Annotated in this window: 24 protein-coding genes; 10 read left to right on the top strand and 14 right to left on the bottom strand. The window is 65.1% G+C overall.

Annotated features, from left to right (window positions below; genetic code table 11):
* Positions 1 to 122 precede the first annotated feature (122 nt).
* Positions 123 to 278, top strand: coding sequence for a zinc transporter permease (locus AC5RTB_RS05590; RefSeq protein ID WP_494060091.1), 156 nt, complete (start codon positions 123 to 125; stop codon positions 276 to 278).
* Here AC5RTB_RS05590 and AC5RTB_RS05585 read toward each other — a convergent pair.
* Positions 275 to 1,936, bottom strand: coding sequence for a sensor histidine kinase (locus AC5RTB_RS05585; protein WP_494060090.1), 1,662 nt, complete (start codon positions 1,934 to 1,936; stop codon positions 275 to 277). The two genes, AC5RTB_RS05590 and AC5RTB_RS05585, sit on opposite strands and share 4 nt — an antisense overlap.
* Positions 1,937 to 2,090: 154 nt before the next feature.
* On the opposite strand from AC5RTB_RS05585, the gene AC5RTB_RS05580 reads away from it, so the two are divergent.
* Genes AC5RTB_RS05580 through AC5RTB_RS05565 form a run of 4 tightly spaced genes read left to right on the top strand, consistent with a single transcriptional unit; the run spans position 2,091 to position 5,901 of the window.
* Positions 2,091 to 3,212 (top strand): PP2C family protein-serine/threonine phosphatase, encoded by a 1,122-nt coding sequence (locus AC5RTB_RS05580; protein ID WP_494060089.1) that lies wholly within the window; start codon positions 2,091 to 2,093, stop codon positions 3,210 to 3,212.
* Positions 3,209 to 5,161, top strand: coding sequence for a glycosyltransferase family 2 protein (locus AC5RTB_RS05575; protein WP_494060088.1), 1,953 nt, complete (start codon positions 3,209 to 3,211; stop codon positions 5,159 to 5,161). The genes AC5RTB_RS05580 and AC5RTB_RS05575 overlap by 4 nt, the downstream gene beginning before the upstream one ends.
* Complete coding sequence (locus tag AC5RTB_RS05570) at positions 5,145 to 5,477, top strand: STAS domain-containing protein (protein ID WP_494060087.1); 333 nt, start codon at positions 5,145 to 5,147, stop codon at positions 5,475 to 5,477. Before AC5RTB_RS05575 ends, AC5RTB_RS05570 begins: the two co-directional genes overlap by 17 nt.
* Positions 5,470 to 5,901 carry an ATP-binding protein gene (locus tag AC5RTB_RS05565; RefSeq protein ID WP_494060086.1) on the top strand — a complete coding sequence of 144 codons (432 nt, stop codon included), beginning with the start codon at positions 5,470 to 5,472 and terminating at the stop codon, positions 5,899 to 5,901. The genes AC5RTB_RS05570 and AC5RTB_RS05565 overlap by 8 nt, the downstream gene beginning before the upstream one ends.
* 38 nt (positions 5,902 to 5,939) lie before the next feature.
* Here the strand turns inward: AC5RTB_RS05565 and AC5RTB_RS05560 are convergent, their stop codons facing one another.
* From AC5RTB_RS05560 to AC5RTB_RS05515, 10 genes are all read right to left on the bottom strand, one after another.
* On the bottom strand, positions 5,940 to 7,397 hold the full coding sequence (locus tag AC5RTB_RS05560) for an FAD-dependent oxidoreductase (RefSeq protein ID WP_494060085.1): 1,458 nt from the start codon (positions 7,395 to 7,397) through the stop codon (positions 5,940 to 5,942).
* A 67-nt stretch (positions 7,398 to 7,464) separates the two neighbouring features.
* Positions 7,465 to 8,667: a uroporphyrinogen-III C-methyltransferase gene (cobA, locus tag AC5RTB_RS05555; RefSeq protein WP_494060084.1), complete on the bottom strand. Its 1,203-nt coding sequence runs from the start codon at positions 8,665 to 8,667 to the stop codon at positions 7,465 to 7,467.
* On the bottom strand, positions 8,664 to 9,605 hold the full coding sequence (locus AC5RTB_RS05550) for an ABC transporter permease (RefSeq protein ID WP_494060083.1): 942 nt from the start codon (positions 9,603 to 9,605) through the stop codon (positions 8,664 to 8,666). Before AC5RTB_RS05550 ends, cobA begins: the two co-directional genes overlap by 4 nt.
* Positions 9,595 to 10,308: an ABC transporter ATP-binding protein gene (locus AC5RTB_RS05545; protein ID WP_494060082.1), complete on the bottom strand. Its 714-nt coding sequence runs from the start codon at positions 10,306 to 10,308 to the stop codon at positions 9,595 to 9,597. Before AC5RTB_RS05545 ends, AC5RTB_RS05550 begins: the two co-directional genes overlap by 11 nt.
* Complete coding sequence (locus AC5RTB_RS05540; RefSeq protein ID WP_494060081.1) at positions 10,305 to 11,474, bottom strand: ABC transporter substrate-binding protein; 1,170 nt, start codon at positions 11,472 to 11,474, stop codon at positions 10,305 to 10,307. The genes AC5RTB_RS05545 and AC5RTB_RS05540 overlap by 4 nt, the downstream gene beginning before the upstream one ends.
* Positions 11,464 to 12,849 carry a sulfate adenylyltransferase subunit 1 gene (locus AC5RTB_RS05535; protein WP_494060080.1) on the bottom strand — a complete coding sequence of 462 codons (1,386 nt, stop codon included), beginning with the start codon at positions 12,847 to 12,849 and terminating at the stop codon, positions 11,464 to 11,466. The genes AC5RTB_RS05540 and AC5RTB_RS05535 overlap by 11 nt, the downstream gene beginning before the upstream one ends.
* On the bottom strand, positions 12,849 to 13,808 hold the full coding sequence (cysD, locus tag AC5RTB_RS05530) for a sulfate adenylyltransferase subunit CysD (RefSeq protein WP_494060079.1): 960 nt from the start codon (positions 13,806 to 13,808) through the stop codon (positions 12,849 to 12,851). Before cysD ends, AC5RTB_RS05535 begins: the two co-directional genes overlap by 1 nt.
* Positions 13,805 to 14,551, bottom strand: a complete 747-nt coding sequence (locus AC5RTB_RS05525) for a phosphoadenylyl-sulfate reductase (RefSeq protein WP_494060078.1) — start codon at positions 14,549 to 14,551, stop codon at positions 13,805 to 13,807. Before AC5RTB_RS05525 ends, cysD begins: the two co-directional genes overlap by 4 nt.
* Complete coding sequence (locus AC5RTB_RS05520) at positions 14,548 to 16,284, bottom strand: nitrite/sulfite reductase (RefSeq protein WP_494060077.1); 1,737 nt, start codon at positions 16,282 to 16,284, stop codon at positions 14,548 to 14,550. The genes AC5RTB_RS05525 and AC5RTB_RS05520 overlap by 4 nt, the downstream gene beginning before the upstream one ends.
* A 129-nt stretch (positions 16,285 to 16,413) precedes the next feature.
* On the bottom strand, positions 16,414 to 17,172 hold the full coding sequence (locus tag AC5RTB_RS05515) for a sirohydrochlorin chelatase (protein WP_494060076.1): 759 nt from the start codon (positions 17,170 to 17,172) through the stop codon (positions 16,414 to 16,416).
* Between the two features lie 62 nt (positions 17,173 to 17,234).
* On the opposite strand from AC5RTB_RS05515, the gene AC5RTB_RS05510 reads away from it, so the two are divergent.
* From AC5RTB_RS05510 to AC5RTB_RS05500, 3 genes are read left to right on the top strand one after another with little or no spacing between them, the layout of a single operon-like run.
* A complete protein-coding gene (locus tag AC5RTB_RS05510) occupies positions 17,235 to 17,873 on the top strand; it encodes a trimeric intracellular cation channel family protein (protein ID WP_494060075.1) in 639 nt (212 codons plus the stop codon).
* Positions 17,874 to 17,908: 35 nt separating this feature from the next.
* The gene (locus AC5RTB_RS05505; protein WP_494060074.1) at positions 17,909 to 18,331 is read left to right on the top strand and encodes a hypothetical protein; all 423 of its coding nucleotides are present in this window, start codon (positions 17,909 to 17,911) and stop codon (positions 18,329 to 18,331) included.
* Positions 18,328 to 18,801: an HIT family protein gene (locus tag AC5RTB_RS05500; protein ID WP_494060073.1), complete on the top strand. Its 474-nt coding sequence runs from the start codon at positions 18,328 to 18,330 to the stop codon at positions 18,799 to 18,801. Before AC5RTB_RS05505 ends, AC5RTB_RS05500 begins: the two co-directional genes overlap by 4 nt.
* Before the next feature lie 180 nt (positions 18,802 to 18,981).
* Here AC5RTB_RS05500 and AC5RTB_RS05495 read toward each other — a convergent pair whose 3' ends face one another.
* The 3 genes from AC5RTB_RS05495 to AC5RTB_RS05485 form a co-directional block, all read right to left on the bottom strand.
* The gene (locus AC5RTB_RS05495; RefSeq protein ID WP_494060072.1) at positions 18,982 to 20,085 is read right to left on the bottom strand and encodes a polyprenyl synthetase family protein; all 1,104 of its coding nucleotides are present in this window, start codon (positions 20,083 to 20,085) and stop codon (positions 18,982 to 18,984) included.
* 188 nt (positions 20,086 to 20,273) lie between these two features.
* A complete protein-coding gene (locus tag AC5RTB_RS05490) occupies positions 20,274 to 21,560 on the bottom strand; it encodes a geranylgeranyl reductase family protein (protein WP_494060071.1) in 1,287 nt (428 codons plus the stop codon).
* Complete coding sequence (locus AC5RTB_RS05485; protein WP_494060070.1) at positions 21,561 to 22,325, bottom strand: demethylmenaquinone methyltransferase; 765 nt, start codon at positions 22,323 to 22,325, stop codon at positions 21,561 to 21,563.
* Between the two features lie 93 nt (positions 22,326 to 22,418).
* Between AC5RTB_RS05485 and AC5RTB_RS05480 the strand changes: the two genes are divergently transcribed.
* Both AC5RTB_RS05480 and AC5RTB_RS05475 read left to right on the top strand, forming a co-directional pair.
* Positions 22,419 to 23,771 (top strand): isochorismate synthase, encoded by a 1,353-nt coding sequence (locus AC5RTB_RS05480; protein ID WP_494060069.1) that lies wholly within the window; start codon positions 22,419 to 22,421, stop codon positions 23,769 to 23,771.
* A gap of 119 nt (positions 23,772 to 23,890) precedes the next feature.
* The gene (locus AC5RTB_RS05475) at positions 23,891 to 24,697 is read left to right on the top strand and encodes a transporter substrate-binding domain-containing protein (protein WP_494060068.1); all 807 of its coding nucleotides are present in this window, start codon (positions 23,891 to 23,893) and stop codon (positions 24,695 to 24,697) included.
* Positions 24,698 to 24,717: the final 20 nt, after the last annotated feature.

The following is a 24,717-nucleotide window of genomic DNA, read 5'->3' as shown; positions in this document are numbered from 1 at the left end:
ACCGTCGAACGCGTAGGCCGGGAGGCTTTTTACGCATTGGCCGATGACCACGTCTCCCATGTCAACCGGGACACCATCACCAGGGTAACCCGGCTGACAGATTGCCAGCCAAAGGAACCATCATGACTGAAGAAGTCCAAGCAGAGCACACCATGGCCGAGCACACGCACGGAGCGGAGGACTGTACGCACGAGACCGTGCAACACGAAGACCACGTGGACTACGTTCACGACGGCCATCGCCATGCCGAACACGACGACCATTACGACGAGCACTAACGGGTCTGCGGGTTGTCCGGCAGCTCGAACGTGAAGGTGGTGCCACGGCCGAGTTCACTGCGGCAGTAGATCCGGCCTCCGTGTTCTTCAACGATCGACCGGACGATGGCGAGGCCGAGCCCGACGCCGGGAATCGCCGCCTGGCGCACGGCCGAGGTCCGGAAGAACTTGGAGAAGACCTCGGCGCTGTCTTCCGGGCTCATGCCCATGCCGTGGTCCTCGACTTCGCAGATCACGGATTCGGGCCTCTTCTGCGCCCGCACCGTCACCGTGCCCCCCGCCGGCGAGTACTTGACGGCGTTGGACAGCAGGTTGTCGAGCACCTGGCCGATCCGGGCGGGATCGCACCGTGCAATCGTGCCCTCGGGGACCTCGTTGACGATTTCTACGCCGGCCTCCTTGCCGCGTGCGGAAATGGCGGCCACTGATTCCTTCGCGATACCGGCGAGGTCTGCTCGCACGGGGGACACTTCCGGCGGCCCAGAGGCTGCAGTGAGCAGATCGTCAACCAGCCGACGAAGACGCGCCACGTTTCGGCCGACGACGTTGAGCCCAGCCTCGGTCTCCGGCGGGAGGTCGTCATCGAGCATGAGCTCCAGGTAGCCGACGATCACCGTCAGCGGTGTGCGCAGCTCGTGCGAGACCATCGCGACGAACTCCTCCTTCGCGTTCAGCGCGTTCACGAGCTCGGTGACATCGTTGAAGGCGACGACGGCGCCCTCCCGCTTCCCGCCCTCGTCCAGCAGCATGCGGGCGGAAGCTGACAGGACACGCTGTTTGTCACCGGCGCCTACGCGGATGAGGTAGTCGGAGAACGTCTCCCCGGCAACCGCCCGGTACGCCGGGCGCTGCTCCATCGGGATGGGGGTGACGCCGTCAGCCTTGAACAGCAGGAGGTCTTTCTCGGAGGCGTCGTCAGCGCCCACCGGCAATCCTGCGCGATGTATCTCGTGCTGACGCCGGTTGAACAGGATGTCGTGACCGTCCCCGTCGATGGCGAGCAGTCCGACGTCGACCGTGTTGACCGTTGCGTTCATCAGCCGCTCACGCTGGGCGCTGCGTTGAAGGAGCTGCTGCAGTGCGTGGTCCTTCTCCTCCATGGCCTGTTGCTGGTCCATCATGCTGGCGGTCATCACTCGGACCGTGACGGCAATGCCGAAAATGATGACGGGCAGCAGAATCGATTGGGTCAGGCTGGCGGGCGACACCTCGGCGTCGGTTATGAAGAGCGGCACCCAGATCATCGCGAGGGGCCCCAGCAGGCTGAGCGCAAGGCAGAACTTTGGATAGAGGCCGGAGGCACACAGCCAGACCACCGGAAATACCGCCAGAAGCCCAACTCCCAGAACGTCTGTGCCGGCACCGAAACGAAGCAGACTCACAGGGATGAAGTCGAGGATCGGGATGATAAGGAAGACGCCGTAGGGCACGCGGTCCCATGGGGTAAGCGCACAGCCCAGGAGGATGATGCCGCTCAGGGCGATCCCCCACTGGAACGACGTGCTGGACCACACCACCGGGTGGAAGAAGATGCTGCCGATTGCCAGAAGTGCAGTTGTGATGGAGATAGGCGCCTGGCTGAGGAGCACCCGGGCCCACATCGACAGTTCGTGGAACTGCCGGGTGTTGAACGTCAGGTAGGACAGAACATTGTCCATGGTGTCTGGTGCTCCTAACGCTCCGGTGCGGCCGAATAATGCCAACTCTATAGAGCCGAAAGGCACCGCAACGCCCGGCACACTGCACGGCAGGTGAGCGGTGACGTCGCGTTATGTTGCGTTACCTGACTGCACTTGTGGGTTAAATGGGGGAATGACTCTCGCACCCCCGGAACGCCGCGCCCTTGTGATCGAAGACGATGCGGACATCCGGATGCTCCTGGTGGGAGTTCTGAAGCGCGAGGGATTCACGGTGGAGGAAGCCGGGACCGTGCGCGAAGGAGTCGAAGCCGCACGCCGTGGTGTGGACATCATCACCCTCGACCTCAACCTGCCCGACGGCGACGGTCTTGACGCCTGTGCACAGATACGTCCCATTTCGGATGCCTATATCCTCATGATCACCGCGCGCGGCAACGAGATGGACCGTCTGAAAGGCCTGGACACGGGTGCCGACGACTACATTCTCAAGCCATTCAGCCCACGCGAGCTGGTAGCTCGCATCAACTCACTGTTCCGCCGCCAGAACCGGCAGCTCGCTGTGACAGAAGCCGCCAGCGAAGCCGAAGCCAGTGAGCACCGCCGCGCCGCACATGTGCAGCAGAGCCTGCTCCCCCGGCACGGCCTTCAGCTTGCCGGGTACGACGTCGCCGGGAAGTTCCGGCCGTCGCGCTCGGTCGGCGGGGATTTCTTTGACTGGTATCCCGCCGCTGACGGCATACACTTCACCGTCGCGGATGCCATGGGTAAGGGGATGGCTGCCGCCCTCGTCGCGGCGACTGTGCGGGCGGTGCTCCGGTCAACGGCGGAGGAACCGGACCTGGGTCAGGCCTTCGCCTCGGCCGCGGCGTCCCTCGAAGCGGACCTCGAGCGGGCTTCCTCCTTCGTCACGCTCTTGCACGGCCGACTTTTCACTGCCGACGGCGGCGTGGACCTGATCGATGCCGGACACGGCCTAGCGCTTCACATCAGCCCTGACGGGACGTGGCGGCGCCTCGCCTCCGGCGGAGTACCGCTGGGCTCGGTTCCGGGCTGGGACTGGGAGGTGATGAGGCTGACGCTCGCTCCCGGGGACTCGCTTGCCATGATCAGTGACGGCCTGCTGGACATCTATGACACCCTGGACCAGTTCGCCGTCGCTGCCGCAGCAATCGTTTCGGCAGCCGATTCGGCCGTCGACGCCTGTGAACAGCTCTTGATTCTGGGGGCGGACCCACGGGTGGAAGATGACGTAACGGCGGTTGTCGTCCGACGAACGATCGAGGACGCGGCATGAACGCTTTCCTGGTGAGGCTGCTGGTGGTGCTCACCGTCATCCTCGGCGTCAACTACATCGCCTGGCGATGGCTGGAGTCGCTGAACTGGGAAGCCTGGTGGATCGCGGTTCCGCTCGTGGCAGCAGAGACCTACAGCCTGATCGACGTCGCGCTCTTCGGACTGACCGTGTGGAAGCTCAAGCGCCGCACCTCCCCCGACCCGCCCGCGGGTGCCACCGTTGACGTCTTTGTCACGACCTACAACGAGCCCGTCGACATGGTGATGAAGACAGCCCGGGCAGCCAGGGACATCACTTACCCACACAGCACCTGGATCCTTGACGACGGCTCCCGTCCGGAACTCCAGGAGGAGGCAGAACGGCTCGGAATCGGTTACGTGACCCGCGGGCCGGAGTGGGCCAACCGCCCGCGGCATGCCAAGGCGGGCAACCTCAACAACGCCCTGATGGTGACCTCGGGCGAGTTCCTCCTGATTCTCGACGCCGACCAGGTGCCGGATCCGCGCATCCTGGATCACACACTCGGATACTTCAACAACCGTCGCGTCAGTCTGGTCCAGACGCCCCAGTACTTCGTCAACGTGCCCGATGATGACCCGCTGGGCAGCCAGGCGCCGCTCTTCTACGGACCCATCCAGCAGGGCAAGGACGGATGGAATGCAGCATTCTTCTGCGGGTCCAACGCCGTTTTGCGCCGTGAAGCGCTCATGCAACTCGGTCTGGCCGGCTATGTCGCGGAAGTGGAACGCGCGGTTACGGCAGCCTTGAAATCGGCGGGCGCAGCCGTGCGCCGTGCCCGCAAGTCACCTGAAGCCTCGAATCCGTTGGTCGCACGTCTGCTGGATGACGTCGAGAAGGCAATCGTCACTGCGCGGGCAGAGAAGGCGTCCGGTGCGCCACTTGCCGAAGTTACGTACCGGGTGCGCCGCTCTGTGGACAATGCGGTACAGCAGATGGTTGCTGCCGACATGTCGGCGATGGAGGCGGACCTCGCGGAAATTGCTGCGATGGACCTGGGAGTCGAACCGGGAGTTGCTGTACCGGACAATCTGGACGAGGCCGTCGAGAAACTATCAGAACGCGCATGGTCGCCACTGGGTGCACTTGAGTCCGTCCAGGCCGTGCTCGACGCCGTTTCCGTAGACCGGGATGATGAGGCCCAGCCGGTCATGCCTCTGGCCACGATCTCCGTGACCGAGGACATGGCCACCTCGATGCGCATGCACGCCATGGGCTGGCGGAGCGTGTACCACCACGAAATCCTCGCCTACGGTCTGGCGCCCGAGGATCTGAAAACCATGCTGACGCAGCGGCTGCGCTGGGCACAGGGCACCATTCAGGTGCTGCTGCGGGAAAACCCGCTCCTGAAGAAGGGCATGAGCTTCGCTCAGCGACTGATGTACTTCGCAACGATGTGGAGCTATCTGAGCGGATTCGCCGCGGTCGTCTATTTCGCTGCCCCGATCATCTACCTCACGCTGGGCATCCTGCCGGTGACCAGTCTCAGCTTCGACTTCTTCATCCGATTCCTCCCGTTTATGCTCGTCAACCAGTTGCTTTTTGCGGTGGTCGGGCGAGGGGTGAGCACCTGGCGGGGGCAGCAGTACAGCCTCGCGCTCTTCCCGACGTGGATCAAGGCCTGCACCACGGCCGCCCGCAACGTTTGGTTCGGCCGTCCACTCGGCTTCGCGGTCACGCCAAAGGCCCGCCAGGATGGTGGGCCAAGCTGGAGCCTGATCCGCCCGCAGCTGATCGTGATGGTGCTGCTCGGGATCGCGGCGGTGGTAGGCATCGTCCGGTTGGCCACGGGCCTGAATGAACCGCTTGGTACGTTCGTGAACGTAGTCTGGGTTGTCTTTGACCTGATCGTGCTCAGCGTACTGATCAAGGCTGTGAAATACGAGGGATACGTCACCGAGGAGAGGAGCGCTGATGCAGTTCGCGATTGAGGATAGAGGCACATACACCGAGGTGGTGGCCACGGGTCGGCTCAACATGGTGTCAGCACCCACCCTCCGCACCACCGTCGATGAAGCTATCGGGGCCGGCAGCCGGCACATCGTCGTGAACCTGGCGGCCACGAACTTCATGGATTCGTCCGGTCTGGGTGCCCTGATCGGCTGCCTGAAGGTGGCCAGGCAGGCCGGCGGTGACCTGCGCATCGCGTGCGTACAGAAGCAGGTGCAAATGGTCCTGGAGCTCACCAATATGAACCGGGTGCTCGCACCGTACGCCACGGTTGAAGGGGCCTTCGCGGATGACTGACCGCGAGTCTCAGCGACGGTTCGAAAGTGAGGCAACGCCACAGGCACTGGACGAACTCCATGATGAACTGGACCGGTTCTGGAGTGACCTCGATGACGTCCCGTTAGAGGACCAGATGGCGTTCACCACCGCAGTCATCGAGGCCGCATCCAACGTCATCGAGCACGGAGTTCCGCTGGACCGTGCGGGAGTACGGCTCGGCGTCGAGCTGCGCGCAACGTCCACACGGCTTCAGGCCCGGATCCTGGAGATCAACGCTGAAGCTCATCCTGATGAGTTTTCGGCCGGGACCGCACAGCCAAACGATGCCGAAACCGGGCGGGGCCTGTTCCTGATCAATGCCTTGGTCACCACCGTCACCGTGGAGCGTCAGGGAAACACGAATATCTGGGTGCTCTCAAAAGAGTCCGCGCCCCGGCAGTAGAACTGCCGAGGCGCGGTGCTGGTTTTGCGGGATGAGGATTATGCGTCGGCCTGAGCCTCGACGTGCACGCTGCGGGACACGGAGACCATGTCTTCCCGGGGCACAACCTTGATCCGCTCACGGACAACGCCGTCGATCTCTGTTGCCGCATCGCCCAGTGCGCGCTCGTGCGCATCCAGCGCGAGCCAGCCCTCCCAGGTGGTGAACTGCACGCCGCGGGAGGTCAGGAGTTCGACGACGGCGCCGTCGTCGGGCTCGGCTGCCGCCTGAAGGTTCTCTAAATCCTCCAGCAGGTAGGTGATGGTCTCGAGCGCATCACCCTTGGTGTGTCCGATGAGCCCGACCGGTCCGCGCTTGATCCAGCCGGTCGCGTACACGCCCGGCACATGGGTGCCGGCGGCATCCAGCACGCGGCCGCCGTCGTTCGGGATGACGCCGCGGCGGTGGTCGAACTCAACCTCCGGCAGGGCGGAACCGAAGTAGCCCACCGCGCGGTAAACGGCCTGGACCGGGTAGTCGATGTACTCGCCCGTTCCCACGGCGTTGCCTGTGCCGTCGAGTGCGGTGCGCTCGAACTTGATGCCGGTCACCTTGCCGTCTTTGCCGAGAACCTCCACGGGGTTGTGGAGGAAGTGCAGGTGCAGCCGCCGGGAGGCCGTGAACTCGGCAGGATCTTCGGGCTGCTCGGCGATCCAGTTGGTGAGCGTGCCGACCATGGTCTTGGTCTGGTTGTTCGTCTGGATCTGGCGGTCGGACTCCGCGTCGAACTCGAAGTCCTCGGGGTAGAGCACGATGTCGACGTCGCGGGAGTGCGAGAGTTCGCGCAGTTCCAGCGGCGTGAACTTCACCTGAGCCGGACCGCGGCGGCCGAACACGTGGACGTCCGTTACGGGCGAGTTCTTCAGCCCCTGGTAGACGTTGTCCGGGATCTCGGTGACCAGCAGGTCTTCGGCGTGCTTGGACAGCACGCGCGCCACGTCGAGCGCCACGTTGCCGTTGCCGATTACGGCGATCTCCTTCGCCACAAGCGGCCACTCGCGCGGGACGTCGGGGTGGCCGTCGTACCAGGAGACGAAGTCCGCTCCGCCGAAGGACCCCTCAAGCTCGATGCCCGGGATATTGAGGTCGGCGTCCTTGATCGCGCCGGTGGCGAAGATGACGGCGTCGTAATGGGTCCGCAGGTCCGCCATAGTGAGGTCCGTGCCGTACTCCACGTTGCCGAAGAAACGGATGTCACCGCGGTCAAGGACCTTGTGCAGTGCGTTGACGATGCCCTTGATACGCGGGTGGTCCGGCGCAACACCATAGCGGATGAGGCCGTACGGCGCGGGGTAGCGGTCGTAGAGGTCAATGCTGACCGTGAGTTCGCCGGAGGCGACCGGTGCTGACTTCGTAAGGATGTCGGCGGCGTAGACGCCGGCCGGACCGGATCCGACGACGGCGACCCGCAGGGGACGCTGGGAGGCACCGTGGGAGAAGGTGGTGGATTGCGACACGGCTGTGTTCCTTTGCTGGGTTGCTTCGGGCTGATGATTCGGTGCGCTGGGTGCGCAGAAAACGGAGTTAGTGAGCCCAGTGGGGAGAAAGCGCGACGACGTCACCCACCACGATCACGGCAGGAGACTTCACCCCGCGCTCTTCGGCGAGGTCGGCGATCGTCAAGAGGGTGCCGGTGGTCACGCGCTGCGACTCCATCCACCCGTCCTCGATGATTGCGACGGGCGTGGATGGCGCCCGGCCGCCGGTGATGAGCGATGCCGCGGAGGACCGCAGCAGCGATACCCCCATCAGGAGGATCAGGGTGTGGTCGCTCCCCTGCGGGATGAGCCCGGTCTGCAGGCGGATGTCTTCATGCCCAGTGATGACACTGAAGCCCTTCGCCACTCCCCTGTGCGTAACGGGGATTCCTGCGGCGGCCGGCACCGAGATCGCGGACGTGACACCCGGGACCACCTCAACGGGGATGCCGTGATCACGGCAGTAGGCTTCCTCTTCGCCGCCGCGGCCCAGGACGTACGGGTCTCCACCCTTAAGCCGGACCACGCAATGGCCGAGCAGCGCCTGCTCCACCAGGATCCGATTGATTTCATCCTGCGGCACGGGGTGATGGCCGGGGAGCTTGCCCACCTCGATCACCTGAACGGCCGGGGAAAGGCCCGCGAGCAGGGAGCGCGGTCCAAGCCTGTCAGCCACCACGACGTCGGCTTGCGCCAGGAGCCGACGGCCGCGGGTGGTCAGGAGGCCGGCATCAGCCGGTCCTCCACCCACCAGGGCAACCGAACCCGGCCCGTCCTCGCGGCGGTGGCGCCTCAGCGGCAGCTCACCAGATTCGAGGGCGGCAGCTACGCCGTCGCGCAGGGCTGCGGCACGCTTCGGGTCACCGTGGGTGTTGACGGCGACGGTCACATCATCAATGCGTGCGACGGCGGGAACCCAGGCCGCGGAGGCTCCGGAGTCGCCGCCCTTGACGCACCAGATGCGGGCGGCGTCGGCCTCGGCGGCGATCCGGTCCTGCACTTCGGCGGAACCGGAGTGGGCGAGGACCAGCCAGGCGCCGTCGAGGTCGGCGGTGCGGTATTCGCGCTGCTGCCAGTCCACCCGGCCCGCGGCAGCGGCATCGGTGATGTCCTCGCAGGCGTAGGGCGCAACGACCGTGACCAGGGCGCCGTCGTCGAGCAGCGCCTGCAGTCGGCGCGCGGCCACGGGTCCGCCGCCAACCACGAGCACGCGGCGGCCGCGCAGTTGCAGTCCGATGGGGTAGGTCATCGTGAACCTCCGGTGAGCAGGCCGCGGCGGCGCAGCAGTCGTCGTTCGAGCGGGCCGAAAATAAGCAGCTCCACCACGATCCCGATGAACAGGATGAGCAGAATGGCTGCGATGACCGTGGCCATGGAAGAGAATTGCCGTCCCTGGTCCAGCAGGGCGCCAAGACCGAAGCCGAGGGTTCCGCCGGTTGCGATGATTTCGGCAGCCATCAGCGACCGCCAGGAGAAAGCCCAGCCCTGCTTCAGGCCGGATACGTAGCTCGGCAGGGCTGCGGGAAGGATGATGCGGGTAGCAAGTTCCCACCGGCTCGCGCCAAGCACGTGCCCAACACGGCGGTGCTGGTCAGGAACATGGTCGACGCCGGCAATCAGTCCGTTGGTGATCGACGGGATCGCGCCCATCAGCACCACGAAATACACGGTCGCGTCGCTGAGCCCGAACCAGATAACGGCGGCGGGAACCCACGCCACCGAAGGCAGCACCTGCAGGCCGGAAATCAGCGGCCCGAAGGCACCCCGCAACACCTTGCTCTGGGCAAGCAGCAGACCCAGCGGCGTCGCGATCACCACAGCGATCGCAAAGCCGACGACGCCGCGCTGCAGACTGGTGAGGACGGTTTCAACCGCATCGCCGTTCTGCCAGAGGGTGCCAAGGGTACCGAACACATCGAGCGGCCCAGGAAGCTGATCAGGCCGCGGCCGCGCGATCCACACATACATCTGCCATACGTAAATGACAGCGGCCAGCGCCGCTACCGGCAGGAACGCCTTGGAGAGGCTGGATCTCCAGGAGGACTGGGGGCGCGTCTCCTGCTGGAGAGCGTCGAGGCCCTTCTCCAGCGCCCGGTCATCATCGGAAGGCGTCAGAAGGGAGCTGTCGGTCGGAGTACCGTCACCGGTCGAAGCCCCGCGCTGAACGAGTGTCGATTCAGGCTGCATGGCGCCGGATCTCCTTACGCAACTCCGTGGTGATTTCCGCGGTCAGAGCCGCGTGATCCTGCTCCTCCACTGCCCACTCGGCAACAACACGACCGGGACGGGAGGACATGAGCAGCACCCGCTGACCCAGCCGAACCGCCTCGCGGACGTTGTGCGTGATGAACACGATTGTGCGCCCGGTTTCCCTCCAGACCCGCTCCAGCTCGTCATGCAGCAGGTCGCGGGTGATCGCGTCGAGCGCCGCGAACGGCTCATCCATCAGGAGCACGTCGCGGTGTTGTGCGAGCGAACGCGCAAGCGCTACACGCTGGCGCATGCCGCCCGACAGTTCGTGCGGCCGCTTGTGTGCGGCGTCGGAAAGGTGAACCAGTTCCAGCAGCCGTACGGCTTCCGTGCGCCGTTCGGACTTGGTTGCCCCGCGCAGCTGCAGCGCGAGCTCCACGTTGGCCTGCGCCGACAGCCAGGGGAACAAGGACGCATCCTGGAACATAAACGCTGCCTTCGGCGAGGCGATGGTGCCCGACGTCGGCTCCTCCAGTCCCGCAATCAGGTTGAGGAGCGTGGACTTGCCACAGCCGGAAGCCCCAAGGAGCGCCAAGAACTCACCCTTCCGGACCCGCAGGTTAACATCCTCAAGCACCAGCGGCGCGTCGTCGGAAAACCGTTTGGACAGCCCGGTGATTTCAATCTGCGCCGCGCTCATGGCGAGGTCACTCCGGCGCCGAGCCCGGCGTCGTCGTACGCTGTGCGTCCGGCTTCCTCCTGAAGCGAGTTGAGCAGGCGCAGGTCCAGGACGCCTTTGATGTCGGCATCCGCGGTGGTGCCGGCCTGAACGCCGTCCTCAAGCAATTGCGCCAACACGTCAGCGAGCGGTTCCTGGGAAAAGGTGACGTTCTCAAGTGCGCGTTCGAGGACCGGCGCGGCCAGGGGCTTGGCCTTCGCCGCCTCAAGACCCTCGTTGATGAGTGCCGGGGCTTCCTCCGGGTTTTCATTGAGCCAGGTAATGGCCCGCTCTTCCGCACGCAGGAGAGCTTCCACCTGGTCCGGGTGCGTGGCGAGGAACTGCTTGCTTACTACCAGGACGGTTGTGGCGAACTTGCCCTCCGGCCACAGTTCTGCCTCGTCGACGAGTACCTCGGCGCCGGCATCGACCACGAGCCGGGAGGCCCAGGGTTCAGGCAGCCAGGCTCCCGCGATATCGCCGTTCTGGAACAGCTGAAGCGTGGTTGCATTTTCCGTTGGCACAATCGCGACGTCCCCACCGCCGTCAATCCGGCTTTCGTAGCCCTGTTCGTCCAGCCATACTCGCAGGGCAACGTCCTGGGTGTTTCCGAGCTGCGGCGTGGCAAGTGTGACGCCTTCAAGATCGTCCACCGAATCAATCTCGGGATTCACCACGAGTTGAGCGCCTCCTGAGGTGGCACCGGCCACGATCCGCAGTGACTCACCGTTACTTTGGACATAGGAGTTGATCGCCGGATTGGGGCCGATGAAGGTGGCGTCGATGGCCCCGGCGTTCAGCGCCTCGATCGCCGACGGGCCCGCGTTGAAGACCTGGGTGCTCAGTTCGGTGTTGCCCAGTTCCTCGGCGAAGTAGTTGTTTTCCAGACCCACCAGGGCAGGCGCGTGGGTCAGGTTGCCGAAGTAGCCCAGCCGAACCTCTACGGCATCGGAAACGGGTGCCGCCGTCGTCATTGTTTCGGCGGCGGCCTCCGAGGAAGCATAGGCAGCGATTGCAGCGCCGGTTGCCGCTGCAACCACAGCGGTGCCGGCGATCGCGATCTCGGCGGTGCGGCTCTTCAGCAGGACTCCACGCCGCGCCGGACGTATCAGGTTTTCGTTAACCGGGCCCTTGGGGTCATATGTCATAGCGTTCGTCCTCGCGGGCCGCCAGTTCAAGGTGGTCCGATTCCACCAGTCCTGCGGCCAGAGTGTTGCCGTCGGAGGGGTCGATGACCAGGAAAGCTCCGGTGCGGCGGAAGTTCACGTAGTTGTCCACGGGCAGCGCGGCCGCGAGCCTGATCTGGACGGTCCCGATGTCGTTGAGCTCCAGGCCCGACGCCGGCTGATCGGCGAACGTTGACAGATCCAGCTTGTTGATGACCTGGCGAACCAGTCCCTGGACCGTCTTGCTGCCGTGCTTGATGAGGAGCCGCGAACCCTCTTTCAGCGGCTTCGGCGACAGCCAGCAGAGCGCCGCATACAGATCCTGGGTGGGTTGCGGGAGTTGGGAGATCGAATCAGGCGAACTGGCTTCCGCAAGGAGGTCACCGCGGGCGATGTCGATGTCATCGGCCAGCCGCAGCACCACGGACTGCGGAGCGAATGCTTCCTCCAGTTCCTGCCCGGCGAAGTCGATCCCGGTAACGGTCGTTTCGCGTCCGGAGGGCTGCACCGTCACGGCGTCACCCACCCGGATGGACCCGGCCGCCACCTGCCCGGCGTATCCGCGGTAGTCCCGGTAGGTATCGGCGTCGAGCCCGGGAGCCACTGCGCCCTGCGGCCGGATGACGGTCTGGACGGGGAACCGGAACGCTTCGATGTCCGTCTCGAGGTCGGCCAGCGCCGGAAGCTGCTCCAGGGTCTCCAGCAGCGACGGCCCGCCGTACCAGGGGGTCTTCTCCGAGCGGTCCACCACGTTGTCGCCCTCGAGGGCAGACACCGGAATGATGGCCGGCTCATCGACCTTCAGCTCGCGGGCAGCCTGCTTGAGCTGCGCTTCGACGTCGCGGAAAACGGCCTCGCTGTAGTCCACGAGGTCGATCTTGTTTACCGCCACGATGATGTGCGCCACGCGGAGCAGGCGCGCCACCGCGAGGTGGCGGCGGGTCTGCTCCAGTACGCCCTTGCGTGCGTCAATGAGTACGACGACGGCATCGGCCGTGGATGCGCCCGTCACGGTGTTCTTCGTGTACTGCACGTGTCCCGGAGTGTCCGCGAGGATGAACGTGCGGTTCGCGGTGGCGAAGTAGCGGTAGGCGACGTCGATCGTGATGCCCTGCTCGCGCTCGGCCCGGAGACCGTCGGTCAGCAGCGCGAGGTCCAGGCCGCCGCGCTCCCCGCCGAAACCGCGCTCGGCGGAGGTGCGGGCAACGGCGTCGAGCTGGTCTGCGAGGACTGACTTGCTGTCATGCAGCAGGCGGCCCACGAGGGTGGACTTACCGTCGTCGACGGAGCCCGCAGTAGCGAACCGAAACAGGGTGGAGTGCTCGAGTGCTGTCTCAACAGCGGTGGGGGTAGCCATTAGAAGTAGCCGTCCTTCTTGCGGTCTTCCATCGCGGCTTCCGAGATCCGGTCGTCCGCGCGGGTGGCGCCGCGTTCGGTGAGTGTGCTGAGGGCGACTTCGCGTACAACTTCCGCGACGGTCGCTGCGTCTGATTCGACTGCTCCGGTGCAGGACATGTCACCGACCGTGCGGTAGCGGACTGTGCGCGTTTCCACGGTCTCCTTCTCAGTCGGCTGGGAAACCTCACCGACCGCACGCCACATGCCGTCGCGGCGGAAAACCTCGCGCTCGTGGGCGTAGTACAGGCCGGGGAGCTCAATGTTCTCCCGCTCGATGTAGCGCCAGACGTCCAACTCGGTCCAGTTGCTGATCGGGAATGCCCGCACGTGCTGGCCCACGGTGTGCCGGCCGTTGTACAGGTTCCACAGCTCCGGCCGCTGATTGCGGGGATCCCACTGCCCGAACTCGTCACGCAGGCTCAGGATCCGCTCCTTGGCGCGGGCCTTGTCCTCGTCGCGGCGGCCCCCGCCGAAGACGGCGTCGAACCGGTTGGTGTTGATGGTGTCCAACAACGGGACGGTCTGCAGTGGGTTGCGTGTGCCGTCGGCGCGTTCGCTCAGCTCGCCGTGGTCGATGTACTCCTGGACGGAGCCGACAACCAGGCGAATCCCGAGCCGCTCAACTGTTCGGTCACGGAACTCAATGACCTCGGGGAAATTGTGGCCCGTATCGACGTGCAGCACCGGGAACGGCACCTTGCCGGGCCAGAAGGCCTTCGTCGCCAGGTGCAGCATGACGACGGAGTCCTTGCCACCCGAGAACAGCAGGGCGGGGCGTTCGAACTCCGCAACCACCTCGCGGATGATGTGGATGGCTTCGGACTCGAGCGCGTCGAGGCTGCTGAGTCGTTTCGCCGTAGCTTCACTATTCACAGTCTTCACGCGCGCGTCCTCAATGGTCTGAGTTGAATGGCTCATTGGTGGATTCCGCACTCTGTCTTCGCTAGGCCGGCCCAGCGGCCGGCTCTCGGGTCTTCTCCTGGAGCTACCGGACGGGTACAGGGCTTGCAACCGATCGAGGGGTATCCGTTGGACAGGAGCATGTTCACCGGGACCTGGTGCTCACCGGCGTAATCGAGCAATTGATCGAAGGTCCACGCTGCCAGCGGGTTGATCTTGACCAGATTATGCACCCGGTCCCAGGTGACCAGCGGCGTGTTGGTCCTCGTGGGAGCCTCGTCGCGACGGACTCCGGTGAACCACACCTCGTAGCCGGAGAGCGCCTTCTTGAGAGGGTCCATCTTGCGCAGGGCGCAGCACTGGGCTGGGTCCCTGTTGAACAGGTCCTTCCCGTAGGTTGCATCCTGTTCGGCCACCGTCAGTTCAGGCATGACGTTGACGATCGTGATGTTGAGCTGATCGGCTACTTCGTCGCGGGTGATATGCGTTTCGGTGAAATGGTAGCCGGTCTCAAGGAAGAGTACGTCCACACCGGGGAACTGCTGCGAGACCAGGTGCGGGAGGACGGCGTCGGCCATGGAGCATGCCACGGCGGCCTGGGACAGGTCGAAGTTGCGGGCAACCCAGGCGATTACCTGATCGGCGGAGGAATCCCAACCGAGTTCTTCGGCGCCCTTGGCGGCAAGTGCCTTCAGCTCTTCGTCCGAACGCCGGGGCTGCTTGGCGGCGTCAAGTTCGACATTCTCCGGTGACAGGCTCACTGCAGTACTCCTTCATCGACCCGGTGTGACCACTGGGCGAAGGTCTCGTTCTCATGCCGGCCTGCCGCGTATCGGCGAACCACGCGCTCAACGTAGTCGGGCAGGTTGTCGACGGTCACCTTGAGCCCGCGGATGGTGCGGCCAAGGCCCGCCTCGCCCCGGTCCACGGAAGCCAGTCCGCCGCCGAGGTGAACCTGGAAGCCCGGCGTGGGGTCACCGTCGGGCGTGGGAAGCATCATGCCCTTCAGTCCGATGTCCGCCGTCTGGATGCGGGCGCAGGAGTTGGGGCAGCCGTTGATGTGCAGCGCGATCGGCTGGGTGAGCGTGCCGGCGTCGACGAGGTCTGCGAGACGTCGCTCGAGTTCCGCGATGGCCGTAGCCGCGGTGACCTTGGTTTCGACGATCGCGAGCTTGCAGTACTCAATGCCGGTGCACGCGATGGTTGAGCGACGGAACAGCGACGGACGGGCGGACAGCCCAAGCGCGTCGAGTTCCGTAATGAGCGGCTCCACCTGGTCCTTCTCGACGTCAAGGACGACAAGCTTCTGGTGGGGCGTGGTGCGCAGACGGGTGGAGCCGTGTGCCTCAAGAGTGTCCGCGAGCGAGGTGAGGATGGTTCCGGAGACCCTGCCCACGGTCGGTGCGACACCGATGAAGAACCTGCCGTCCTTCTGCTCATGAACGCCTACGTGGTCGCCCGGGGTGTCGGGCTTGGGTGCGGCCGGGCCGTCGGGGAGCTCGAAGCCGAGGTACTCGTCCTGGAGGACCTGGCGGAACCGCTGGGTACCCCAGTCATTCAGGAGGAACTTCAGGCGAGCCTTGGTGCGCATGCGACGGTAGCCGTAGTCACGAAAGATGCTGGTCACACCCAGCCATACCTCGGCGGCGACATCGGGTGAAACGAAGACGCCCAGCCGCTCGGCGAGCCGGGGGTTGGTCGAAAGCCCTCCGCCGACCCAGAGGTCATAGCCGGCACCGAGCTCGGGGTGGACCACGCCCACCAGGGCGAAGTCGTTGATCTCGTGTACAACGTCCTGGCTCGGGTGGCCGGTGATTGCCGTCTTGTACTTGCGCGGGAGGTTCGCCAGCTCAGGATCACCGATAAACCGCTCGCTGAGTTCATGGATCAGCGGAGTTGGATCGAGGATTTCGTCCTTGGCGATGCCGGCCACAGGCGAACCGAGGATCACGCGGGGAACGTCACCGCAGGCCTCCGTTGTGGAGAGACCGACTGCCTCGAGGCGGTTCCAGATCTCCGGAACGTCCTCGACCCGGATCCAATGCAGCTGAATGTTCTGGCGATCGGTGATGTCAGCGGAGTCGCGGGCGAACTCGGTTGAAATGCCGCCGATGACCCGCAACTGCTCGGTGGTCAGAGCGCCGCCGTCGATGCGCACACGGAGCATGAAGTACTTGTCTTCGAGTTCATGCGGTTCAAGTGTGGCCGTCTTGCCGCCGTCGATGCCCTGCCGACGCTGCGTGTAGAGGCCCCACCAGCGGAAGCGTCCGTGGAGGTCCGTGCCGTCGATGGAGTCGAAACCGTTCTTCGCGTAGATCGTCTCGATCCGCTCACGGACGTTGAGCCCGTTGTCTTCCTGCTTCCACGTTTCATTGGCGTTGAGGGGCGTGGTGCCGTCAACCTTCCACTGGCCGTGCGGCTTGGCGGCAGGCCTGTTCGCGCGGGGTTTCCGCGCAGTGTCGGTGGTGTCTGTGGTCGCGACTGAACTCGTCATGTAAAGACAGTAGGACCGGGGCGAGAGGCCCTTCAAAGGGTCGGCAACACCCGTTCACGTGACGACACAGCACGTCACAAAGGCGTCAGGGTATTGACACGGCGAGCCGCGTCTCCAAAAATCGCCCCGCTACGGGCGGGCGCACACCTTGACGAGGGACCTGCAGGGCCTGCCGCAGTCCCTGTTGGGGTCCGGCGCTTCAAGACGGCTGACGGCGTCGTCGTAACGGGCGAGCGCAATCTCGGCAACGGCCCTGGACGGGAGCAGCGGAGCACTCACGACGCTTGCCCCCGCCTTTGCCAGCTGGTCATGGAAGTAGCCGGGAGCCAGCAGGTAGGAAGCGATGGCCGGACTGGCAGCCTCTTCCTGCGCATCTGCGACCGCTTCCGGCACGGAGGGACGTGCGCTTGCACCGTACCCAACGACGATCCGGCCCGGGCGCACCTCCGCGAGTTGCGCCGCGAGCTCCTCGACATCCACACCGGCACACGCGTCCGAAGAACCCGCCGCAGCAAGGACGACGGCGTCATCCGGCTCCACCTGGGCTTCTTCCAACCGTTGCTGCAACAGCTCAGCCAGCCGGGGGTCGGGTCCCAGCGGAGCGGCCGCATACGTGCCCGGCCGGCTCTGCACCGCCTCGGCGATGTCCACCTTCACGTGGTAACCCACCGACAGGAGCAGCGGCACGATGACGGCAGGCCCGTCCGGGAGCGCGGCGACCACCTCAGGGAGGTCCGGTTGCTGAACATCGACATAGGCTTCCCGGATGTCGAGTTCCGGACGAAGGGCACGCATCTCATCCCGCAACCCGTTGACGGCAGCCTGCCCTTCGGCGCTGCTGGTGCCGTGTGAACACGCGATCAGGACGGGTTGGTTAGACGAATGCATGTTGGCCATTGAAGCACCCGCCTGCGACTATTGACAGTTGTGTCCCGTAACGAATTGACCCCATGAACGCCGCGCTGATCCTTGACCTGTTCGGCGTTTTCTTTTTCGCTGTGTCCGGTTCTTTGCTGGCCGCGCGGAAAGGATTCGACCTCATCGGCTCGCTCCTGCTGGCCTCCCTCGCCGCGCTCGGCGGGGGTGTCGCCCGGGACGTAATAATCGGCGTCGACCCCGTGGCGTTCACCAATCCCCTGTACCTGGTGCCGCCTTCACTGGCCACCATTCTGGTTCACTTCCTCTACTCGCGCTTCGAGAAGGTGACCAGTCTCCTGGTGCTGTTCGACGCCGGAGGATTGGCGCTGTTCTGCATTGTCGGTGCCCTGAAGGCTATCAACGCAGGATGGAATCCGGTGGCGGCAGTACTGCTCGGCGTGACTACCGCCGTCGGGGGTGGACTGTTGAGGGACGTCGTCGCGAACGAGGTGCCGCAACTGTTCAACCCGGGAGACATCTACGCGCTGCCCGCGTTTCTCGGGGCAGCCCTCACTGTTGTGCTCGCGAAGCTGGAACTGTTCAACGTCCTGACCGGAGTGACCGTCGCGGGGCTGGTGTTCCTCCTCCGGGTTCTCGCCTGGCGGGCGGGATGGCATGCACCCCTGGCGACCCGTTCACCGCGTCCTTCAGCGCCTCCCCGGGCGGGATAGGATTGAGCCATCCCCCAACCTCACCTGGAGCCACTGTGACCGAGCTGTTCCTGGATAAATTCCGCGCCCTCGTACCCGTTTACTTCGAGGAGCCCTGGGTCGCGGAGGACGGCCTGTCGGAAGACGAACTGGCCGAGCTGCGCGAGGGCCAGGACTTCCCGCTCCCGATGGCCATGCACGAGTTCTACCTCGCCGTCGGCGCGTCCGAGGACCTCATGGAAGCGTTCCACTACGTGTGGGATCCGGACGAGCTCGAGATCGAGGACGGCTTCCTGCTGTTTATGGAAGATGTCGATGAAAAGTTCGTCTGGGGTGTCAAGGCCGACCAGCTGACCGTCCCGGATCCGATCGTCTGGCGGCGCAACAACGCCCGCGGTTCCTGGAAGAACGAGGAAGGAACCTTCAGCGAATTCATGCTAGACATGTTCGACTGGGTGTTCGATGACGAGGCGGAATGACCTGGACCACCCACGCTCCCAAGGGATACGAGTGCCCGTTCTGTGACCTGGCCTCGGGAGAGTTCCGGTTTGCGTCCAACCTCTGCGAGCCGGGTGACCTGATCTACTCGGATGACCTGGTTCTGGCGTTCATCGCCTCCCACGGCTTCGAGCCGAACCCCGGTCATGTCCTGGTGACGCCGCGCGCCCACTATGAACTGCTGTACGAACTGCCCGACGACGTGGCCGGCCGCATCATGACCGTTACCCGCGACATGGCGATCGCCATCAAGCGCGCGTGGAACCCTGACGGCGTATCAACCCGCCAGCACAACGAACCCGCCGGCAGCCAGCACGTCTGGCACTACCACCAGCATGTGCTCCCCCGCTGGCACGACGACGGCTTCTACTTCACGCCGAGGCGGCCCATCGTTGACCCGGCGATTCGTGCCGACAAGGCCGCTGAGCTCCGCAAGGCACTGGGCCTCTAGTTCGTCCTCTTTCCGGGATTCGCATCATCGAGCGTCCCGGTTCCCCCAGCTTCTGGCCATCACTCGGCGTGTCGCATAGCGACACGCCGATTTTCCAGCGGGATACCGGCGATACCGGCGACAAGCTGGGGAATCCGGCACAAGCAGGCCAGCGCCGGGATGGGGAATGGAGCGCGTCGGCTAGACGTCGCGGCTGACAACCGCCTGCGCGAAGCTGGCCAGCGCAGTCTTGACCATGCTGTCGGGCAGCGGGTCGAGTGCGGATACTGCGTCTTCCGCCCACTGCTGCGCAACGGTCCAGGCCTCGCGAGTGGCCGAGTGCTCACGGAGCGCCGACACGGCTTCTGCAAGGGCCTCATCCGAGGTCAGGTCGCCGTCGACCAGTTCCAGTACGCGCTGTGCGGACTCGTCGCCGGCAGCAGCTGCCTGGCGCAGCAGGAGTACGGGCAGCGTGGGTACGCCCTCGCGCAGGTCGGTACCCGGGGACTTGCCGGACTTCGCTTTCAGCCCGGTGACATCGATGACGTCATCGGCCAGCTGGAACGCCACGCCGACCTTCTCGCCGTAGGACACCATGACATCAACAGCCGACGCCGGCGCGTCCGCGAAAATCGCCCCGAGCTGTCCGGACGCCGCAACCAGAGAGCCGGTCTTGTCGGCGATGACCGACAGGTAGTGCTCCACCGGATCCTCGCCGTCGCGGGGACCAACGGTCTCATGCAGCTGGCCGAGGCAGAGCCGCTCGAACGTACGTGCCTGAATACCCAAAGCACGGGAGCCCAGCTCAGAGACCAGGATCGACGCCCGGGCAAAAATCAGGTCACCGGTCAGGATTGCTACGGAGTTACCCCACACTTCGTGTGCCGTCGGAGCACCGCGGCGGTATGGCGCGGAGTCCATCACGTCGTCGTGGTACAGAGTTGCCAGGTGCGTCAGTTCCACGACGACGGCGGCAACCACCACTTCCGGCTTGGTCGGGTCCCCGAGGTGGGAAGCCAGGATGGTCAGGAGCGGACGGATTCGCTTGCCGCCTGCTTCCACGAGGTGGCGGGAGGTGGCGTCGGCCAGCGGGTCGGAACTCGAGATGGCTTCCCGAAGCTGTTTCTCGACTTTGGCGAGGCACGTTGACACGGCCGGGCCAAGCTCCGGATCCTCAGCAATCAGGGCGAAACCCGCGGGCAGGCGGAGCCCCGTGGCGATCACGCCGGTGCTCGGCTCCAGCTCGTCGATGAGCGGGCGCGGATGGCCAGCGCTGGTCCAGCTGGTTTGGGGGGAATCCGTCATGGGTCTAAGCCTATCGGGCGAGGGACCCGATGCGAGCGCAGCGAGCATTGGGAGCACGATGGGCGCTATCGGGCGAGGGACCCGATGCGAGCGCAGCGAGCATTGGGAGCACGATGGGCGCTATCGGGCGAGGGAGCGCAGCGAGCATCGGGCAGAAAGGGCACTGAACATTGGGAGCACGATAGGCGTTATCGGCTTGCAGGAACCGACTGGTTGTTCGTCGCCGGTACGAGGCTTTCGAGCACATGGATCAGTCGATCCTCGAATCCCTTGCCCCCGGAGTCGGTCAGGTTAGCCAGCATCCGAACAACGAAGCGCATCAGCACCGGGATCGGCATACCTGTGCGCAACGCGAGCCGCAGGATAGCCGGCTTGCCGATGAGCCCGGCGAAGACCCGGCCGAGGGTGAAGTGGCTACCCCACTGGTCGCGGATGTACGGCGCGTATCCCGAAAGCACGTTGTCACGCGCAAGCCCCGGGTCCACCGTGAGAGACCGTTCGATGAACTCGGCCGCATACCGCGCCGACTCCATGGCATAGGAAATTCCCTCGCCGTTGAACGGCGACACCATGCCGCCGGCGTCTCCTAGCAGCAGCATGCCCGGCGAGTAGTGCGGTGTCCGGTTGAACCCCATCGGCAGGGCCGCACCGCGGATCTCGCCGACCTGGTTCTCCTCTGTGAACCCCCAGTCGGCGGGCATCCCGGCGGTCCAGTCGCGCAGCACCTGCCTATAGTCGAGCTTGCCGAACGACGCCGAGGAGTTCAGGATTCCCAGCCCCACATTGGATGTCCCGTCGCCCACGCCGAACACCCAGCCGTAACCGGGCAGAGGCTTCCCGGAGGCGTCCGGCAGTTCCAGCCAGCCCTCCATCCACGGGTCTTCATGGCGGGGGCTCGTGAAGTAGGTCCGCACCGCGACGCCCAGTGGCCGGTCGTCCCGCTTGGCCATGCCAAGACTCACGGCCGTCCGGGTCGAGTTACCGTCCGCCGCCAGCACAACGTCGGCGCTCAGGGTCTTCTGCTCGCCGGTCCGCCGCCCGTCAGGGCCGAGGACGTTCACGACGACGCCGGTCACCCGCCCGGCCTGGTCCCGTACCGCTTCCGTGACCGAGTGGCCCTCGAGGATCTGCGCACCGGCGGACCGGGCGTGCGAGGCAAGCTGCTCATCGAAGCCGAGCCGCGTGCGCACCAGCCCGTAGGACGGGAAGTCGGACAGCTCAGGCCAGGGCAGTTCGACCTTTCTGCCGCCGGCCAGCAGCCGAAGTCCCATGTTCCGCCGCCACCCGAGTTCTTCGCCGTGCGGCAATCCCAGCAGTTGTATCTCCCGCACAGCGCGCGGCGTGAAGCCGTCCCCGCACACCTTCTCGCGGGGGAAGAACGTCTTCTCGACAACGGTTGTTTCGATCCCGGCGGCAGCGAGGTAGTAAGCAGCGGTGGATCCGGCCGGCCCCGCGCCGATGATAAGGACGGACACCTAGTTTGCGGCCCTGCTGCTGCGGCGGCGCTGGCGGGTCTGGGACGCGGCCGCCGTCGTGGTGATGGTGGCTTCCGGCTTGGTGGCTCGGTGCACGGCCACAATGCCGCCGTTCAGGTTGCGGTAGGCGACCGACTCCCAGCCGCTCTGGGTGATCCACGCGGCCAGCTCGTCCTGGTTGGGCCAGGCACGAATGGATTCGGCGAGGTAAACGTACGCGTCCGGGTTGGAGCTGACCTTGCTGGCGATCGCCGGGAGCGCCCGCATGAGGTACTCGGTATACATGGTGCGCCAGAGGGGAACGGTGGGCTGCGAGAACTCGGCAATCACGAGGCGTCCGCCCGGCTTGGTGACGCGGAGCATTTCCTCCAGCGCCTTCGTGGGGCGGTCGACGTTGCGCAGCCCGAAGGAGATGGTGCACGCGTCGAAGGAGTTGTCAGCGAACGGCAGGTTGGTGGCGTCACCGGCGATGAAGTCGATGTCCGGACGGCGGCGTTTGCCCACCCGCAGCATTCCGAGTGAGAAATCACACGCGACAACGTGCACGCCGGCATCAGCGAAGGGTTCGCTGGAGGTGCCCGTACCGGCTGCGAGATCAAGCACCCGGTCGCCCTTACCTGCATCCACGGCGTCCACCACAACACGCCGCCAGCGGTGGGTCTGCCCCAGCGAAAGCACGTCATTCACTACGTCGTATTTGGGCGCCACGTCGTCAAACATGGCGGCAACTTCCTCGGGACGCTTATCCAGCGATGCTCGATTCACCCCGTTATTGTCTCAAACATTGAACCGCACCCCCAATCGAACAGGGACTGGTCTGAGCAGGGAGGACAGCGCGCGGGAGTACGCTAGAGCATCATGAGCATTCCGTCCCCTGCTGCAGTGGCGACGCCGCTGAACCAGGCGCCGGCCCTTCGCAGCATCACCTTCGAGCGGGGCGACCTTCAGCTGGACACCGGCCTCCTCGATTACGTGGTGCGCAATGATGTCCATACATGGATCCGCCGCGGCGGGGGCCTGGTGGGCTTCGGTGAAGCGGCGCGCTTCACCACCTCCGGACCGGGCCGCTTCGCCGAAGCGCAGGCATGGTGGCGTGGCGTCGCCGCAGCAGCCGCCGTCGTCAATCCCCTCAGCCAGCCCGGCACCGGGCTGGTGTCGTTCGGCTCCTTCGCCTTCTCGAAAACCTCCCGCCACCTCTCCCGCCTGATTGTGCCGCGGATCATTGTCGGCAGCAGTGAGGGAAAGAGCTGGCTCACGTACATTACGGACGACGCCGGCGCCGAGTTGAGTGCCTCCGCCGCGGAAGCGGAGCTTGCCGCCTACCTTGACGAGGTCGAGCCGGAACGGAAGCCTTGCCCCGACGACCAGTTGGCTCCGGGCATCCTGACCGAAGAGCAGTGGATGACGGCGGTCAGTCGCGGCGTCGCGCACATCCGTGAGGGCGAGCTGAGCAAGCTCGTCCTGGCCCGGGACGTAGTTGCCGAGCTCGGTTCGCCCGTTTCCGCCGCGCAGGTGCTGCGCGAGCTCGCTGTCCGGTACTCCGATTGCTGGACCTACTCGGTGGACGGCCTCATCGGTTCCACGCCGGAAATGCTCATCAAGGTCGAGAACCACACTGCCCGCGCCCGGGTTCTGGCGGGCACCCTTGACCGGTCCTCGGCACCCGCGGGTGAGAGCGGCTACGCGGAGCGGGTGCTGGCCGGCTCGGAAAAGCAGCAACACGAACATGAGATCGCCATCGACTCCCTCACCCGGCAGTTGGAACCGTTCACCCGGACCATGACCTCACACAGCGAGCCTTTCGTCCTCGAGCTTCCGAACGTGTGGCACCTTGCTTCCGATGTCACCGCCGAACTTGCGGAGGACAGCGACGGCAACGTGCCGTCGTCGTTGGCCTTGGTCGAGGCCCTGCATCCTACAGCGGCGGTGTGCGGCACGCCCACCACGGTTGCCGGTGAGCTGATCCGCGAACTGGAGCATCTTGAACGAGGCCCGTACGCCGGGCCGGTGGGCTGGATGGACGCCGATGGAAGCGGCGAGTGGGGCATCGCCCTGCGCGGCGCGGTCGTCGAGACGCCGACGCGGGTGCGGATGTACGCGGGCTGCGGCATCGTTGAGGCCTCTCAGCCGGTGGCGGAACTCGCGGAAACGTGGAGCAAGTTCCGGCCCATGATCGAAGCGCTCGGCCTGCGGGCACCATCACGATCCTGATCTTTCGTCCGGAGCTGTTGGTTACCAATAGGCAATGGCTGTAGCCTGTGATGCACATCTCCATAACAGCTAGAATCGTCCATGACGTTTTCTTACTCCGTCCTGAGCTGAGGTACTGCATGTTTTCGAAGATTTCCAAGTCGCTTGCCGTTATGGCAATCGGCACCCTGGCACTCACCGCCTGCGGCGGCGGCACCGAGCCCGAGGAGGGCGGCGAGGCAGCCGGAGGCGGCTCCGAACTGAACCTCGTCTCCCCCGGCACTCTGACTGTCTGCTCCGACATCCCCTACGAGCCCTTCGAGTACGAGGAGAACGGCGAATACGTCGGATTCGACATGGATCTGATGAAGGAAATCGCCGCCGGCCTTGACCTTGAATTCACCGTGCAGGACGTTGGGTTCGACGGACTCCAGTCGGGCGCCGTGCTTGCCGCGGGCCAGTGCGACGTCGGCGCCAGCGCCATGACCATCACCCCCGACCGTGAAGAGAACCTGACGTTCTCGGAGCCGTACTACGACTCGCTGCAGTCGCTGCTGGTTCCGGAGGACTCGGGCATCGCTTCCCTGGAGGACCTTGCGGGTGAATCCGTGGGCGTTCAGCAGGGCACCACCGGTGAGGCATACGCCCGCGACAACGTCCCCGCCGACACCGAGGTAGTGGCATTCCCCAGCGACGCTGAGCTCTATCCAGCGCTGCAGGCCGGGAACGTCGCAGCGATCCTTCAGGACCTGCCCGTAAACCTGAACCACACCCAGGACGGTGCATACACCATCGCCGCCGAGTTCGAGACGGACGAGCAGTATGGCTTCGCGTTCCCCAAGGAGGGAAGCGAGGCCCTCGTCGAAGCTGTGAACACCGAGCTCGGTGAGCTGCGGGACAGCGGCAAGTACGACGAGATCTACAACACCTACTTCGAGGAGAAGTAACCACTCCACGGATCTGCGGC

The sequence above is a fragment of the Arthrobacter sp. M71 S08 genome (assembly GCF_059089725.1).
Note: the sequence above shows the minus strand (reverse complement) of the source record. Positions and strands in the feature narration are given on the sequence as shown.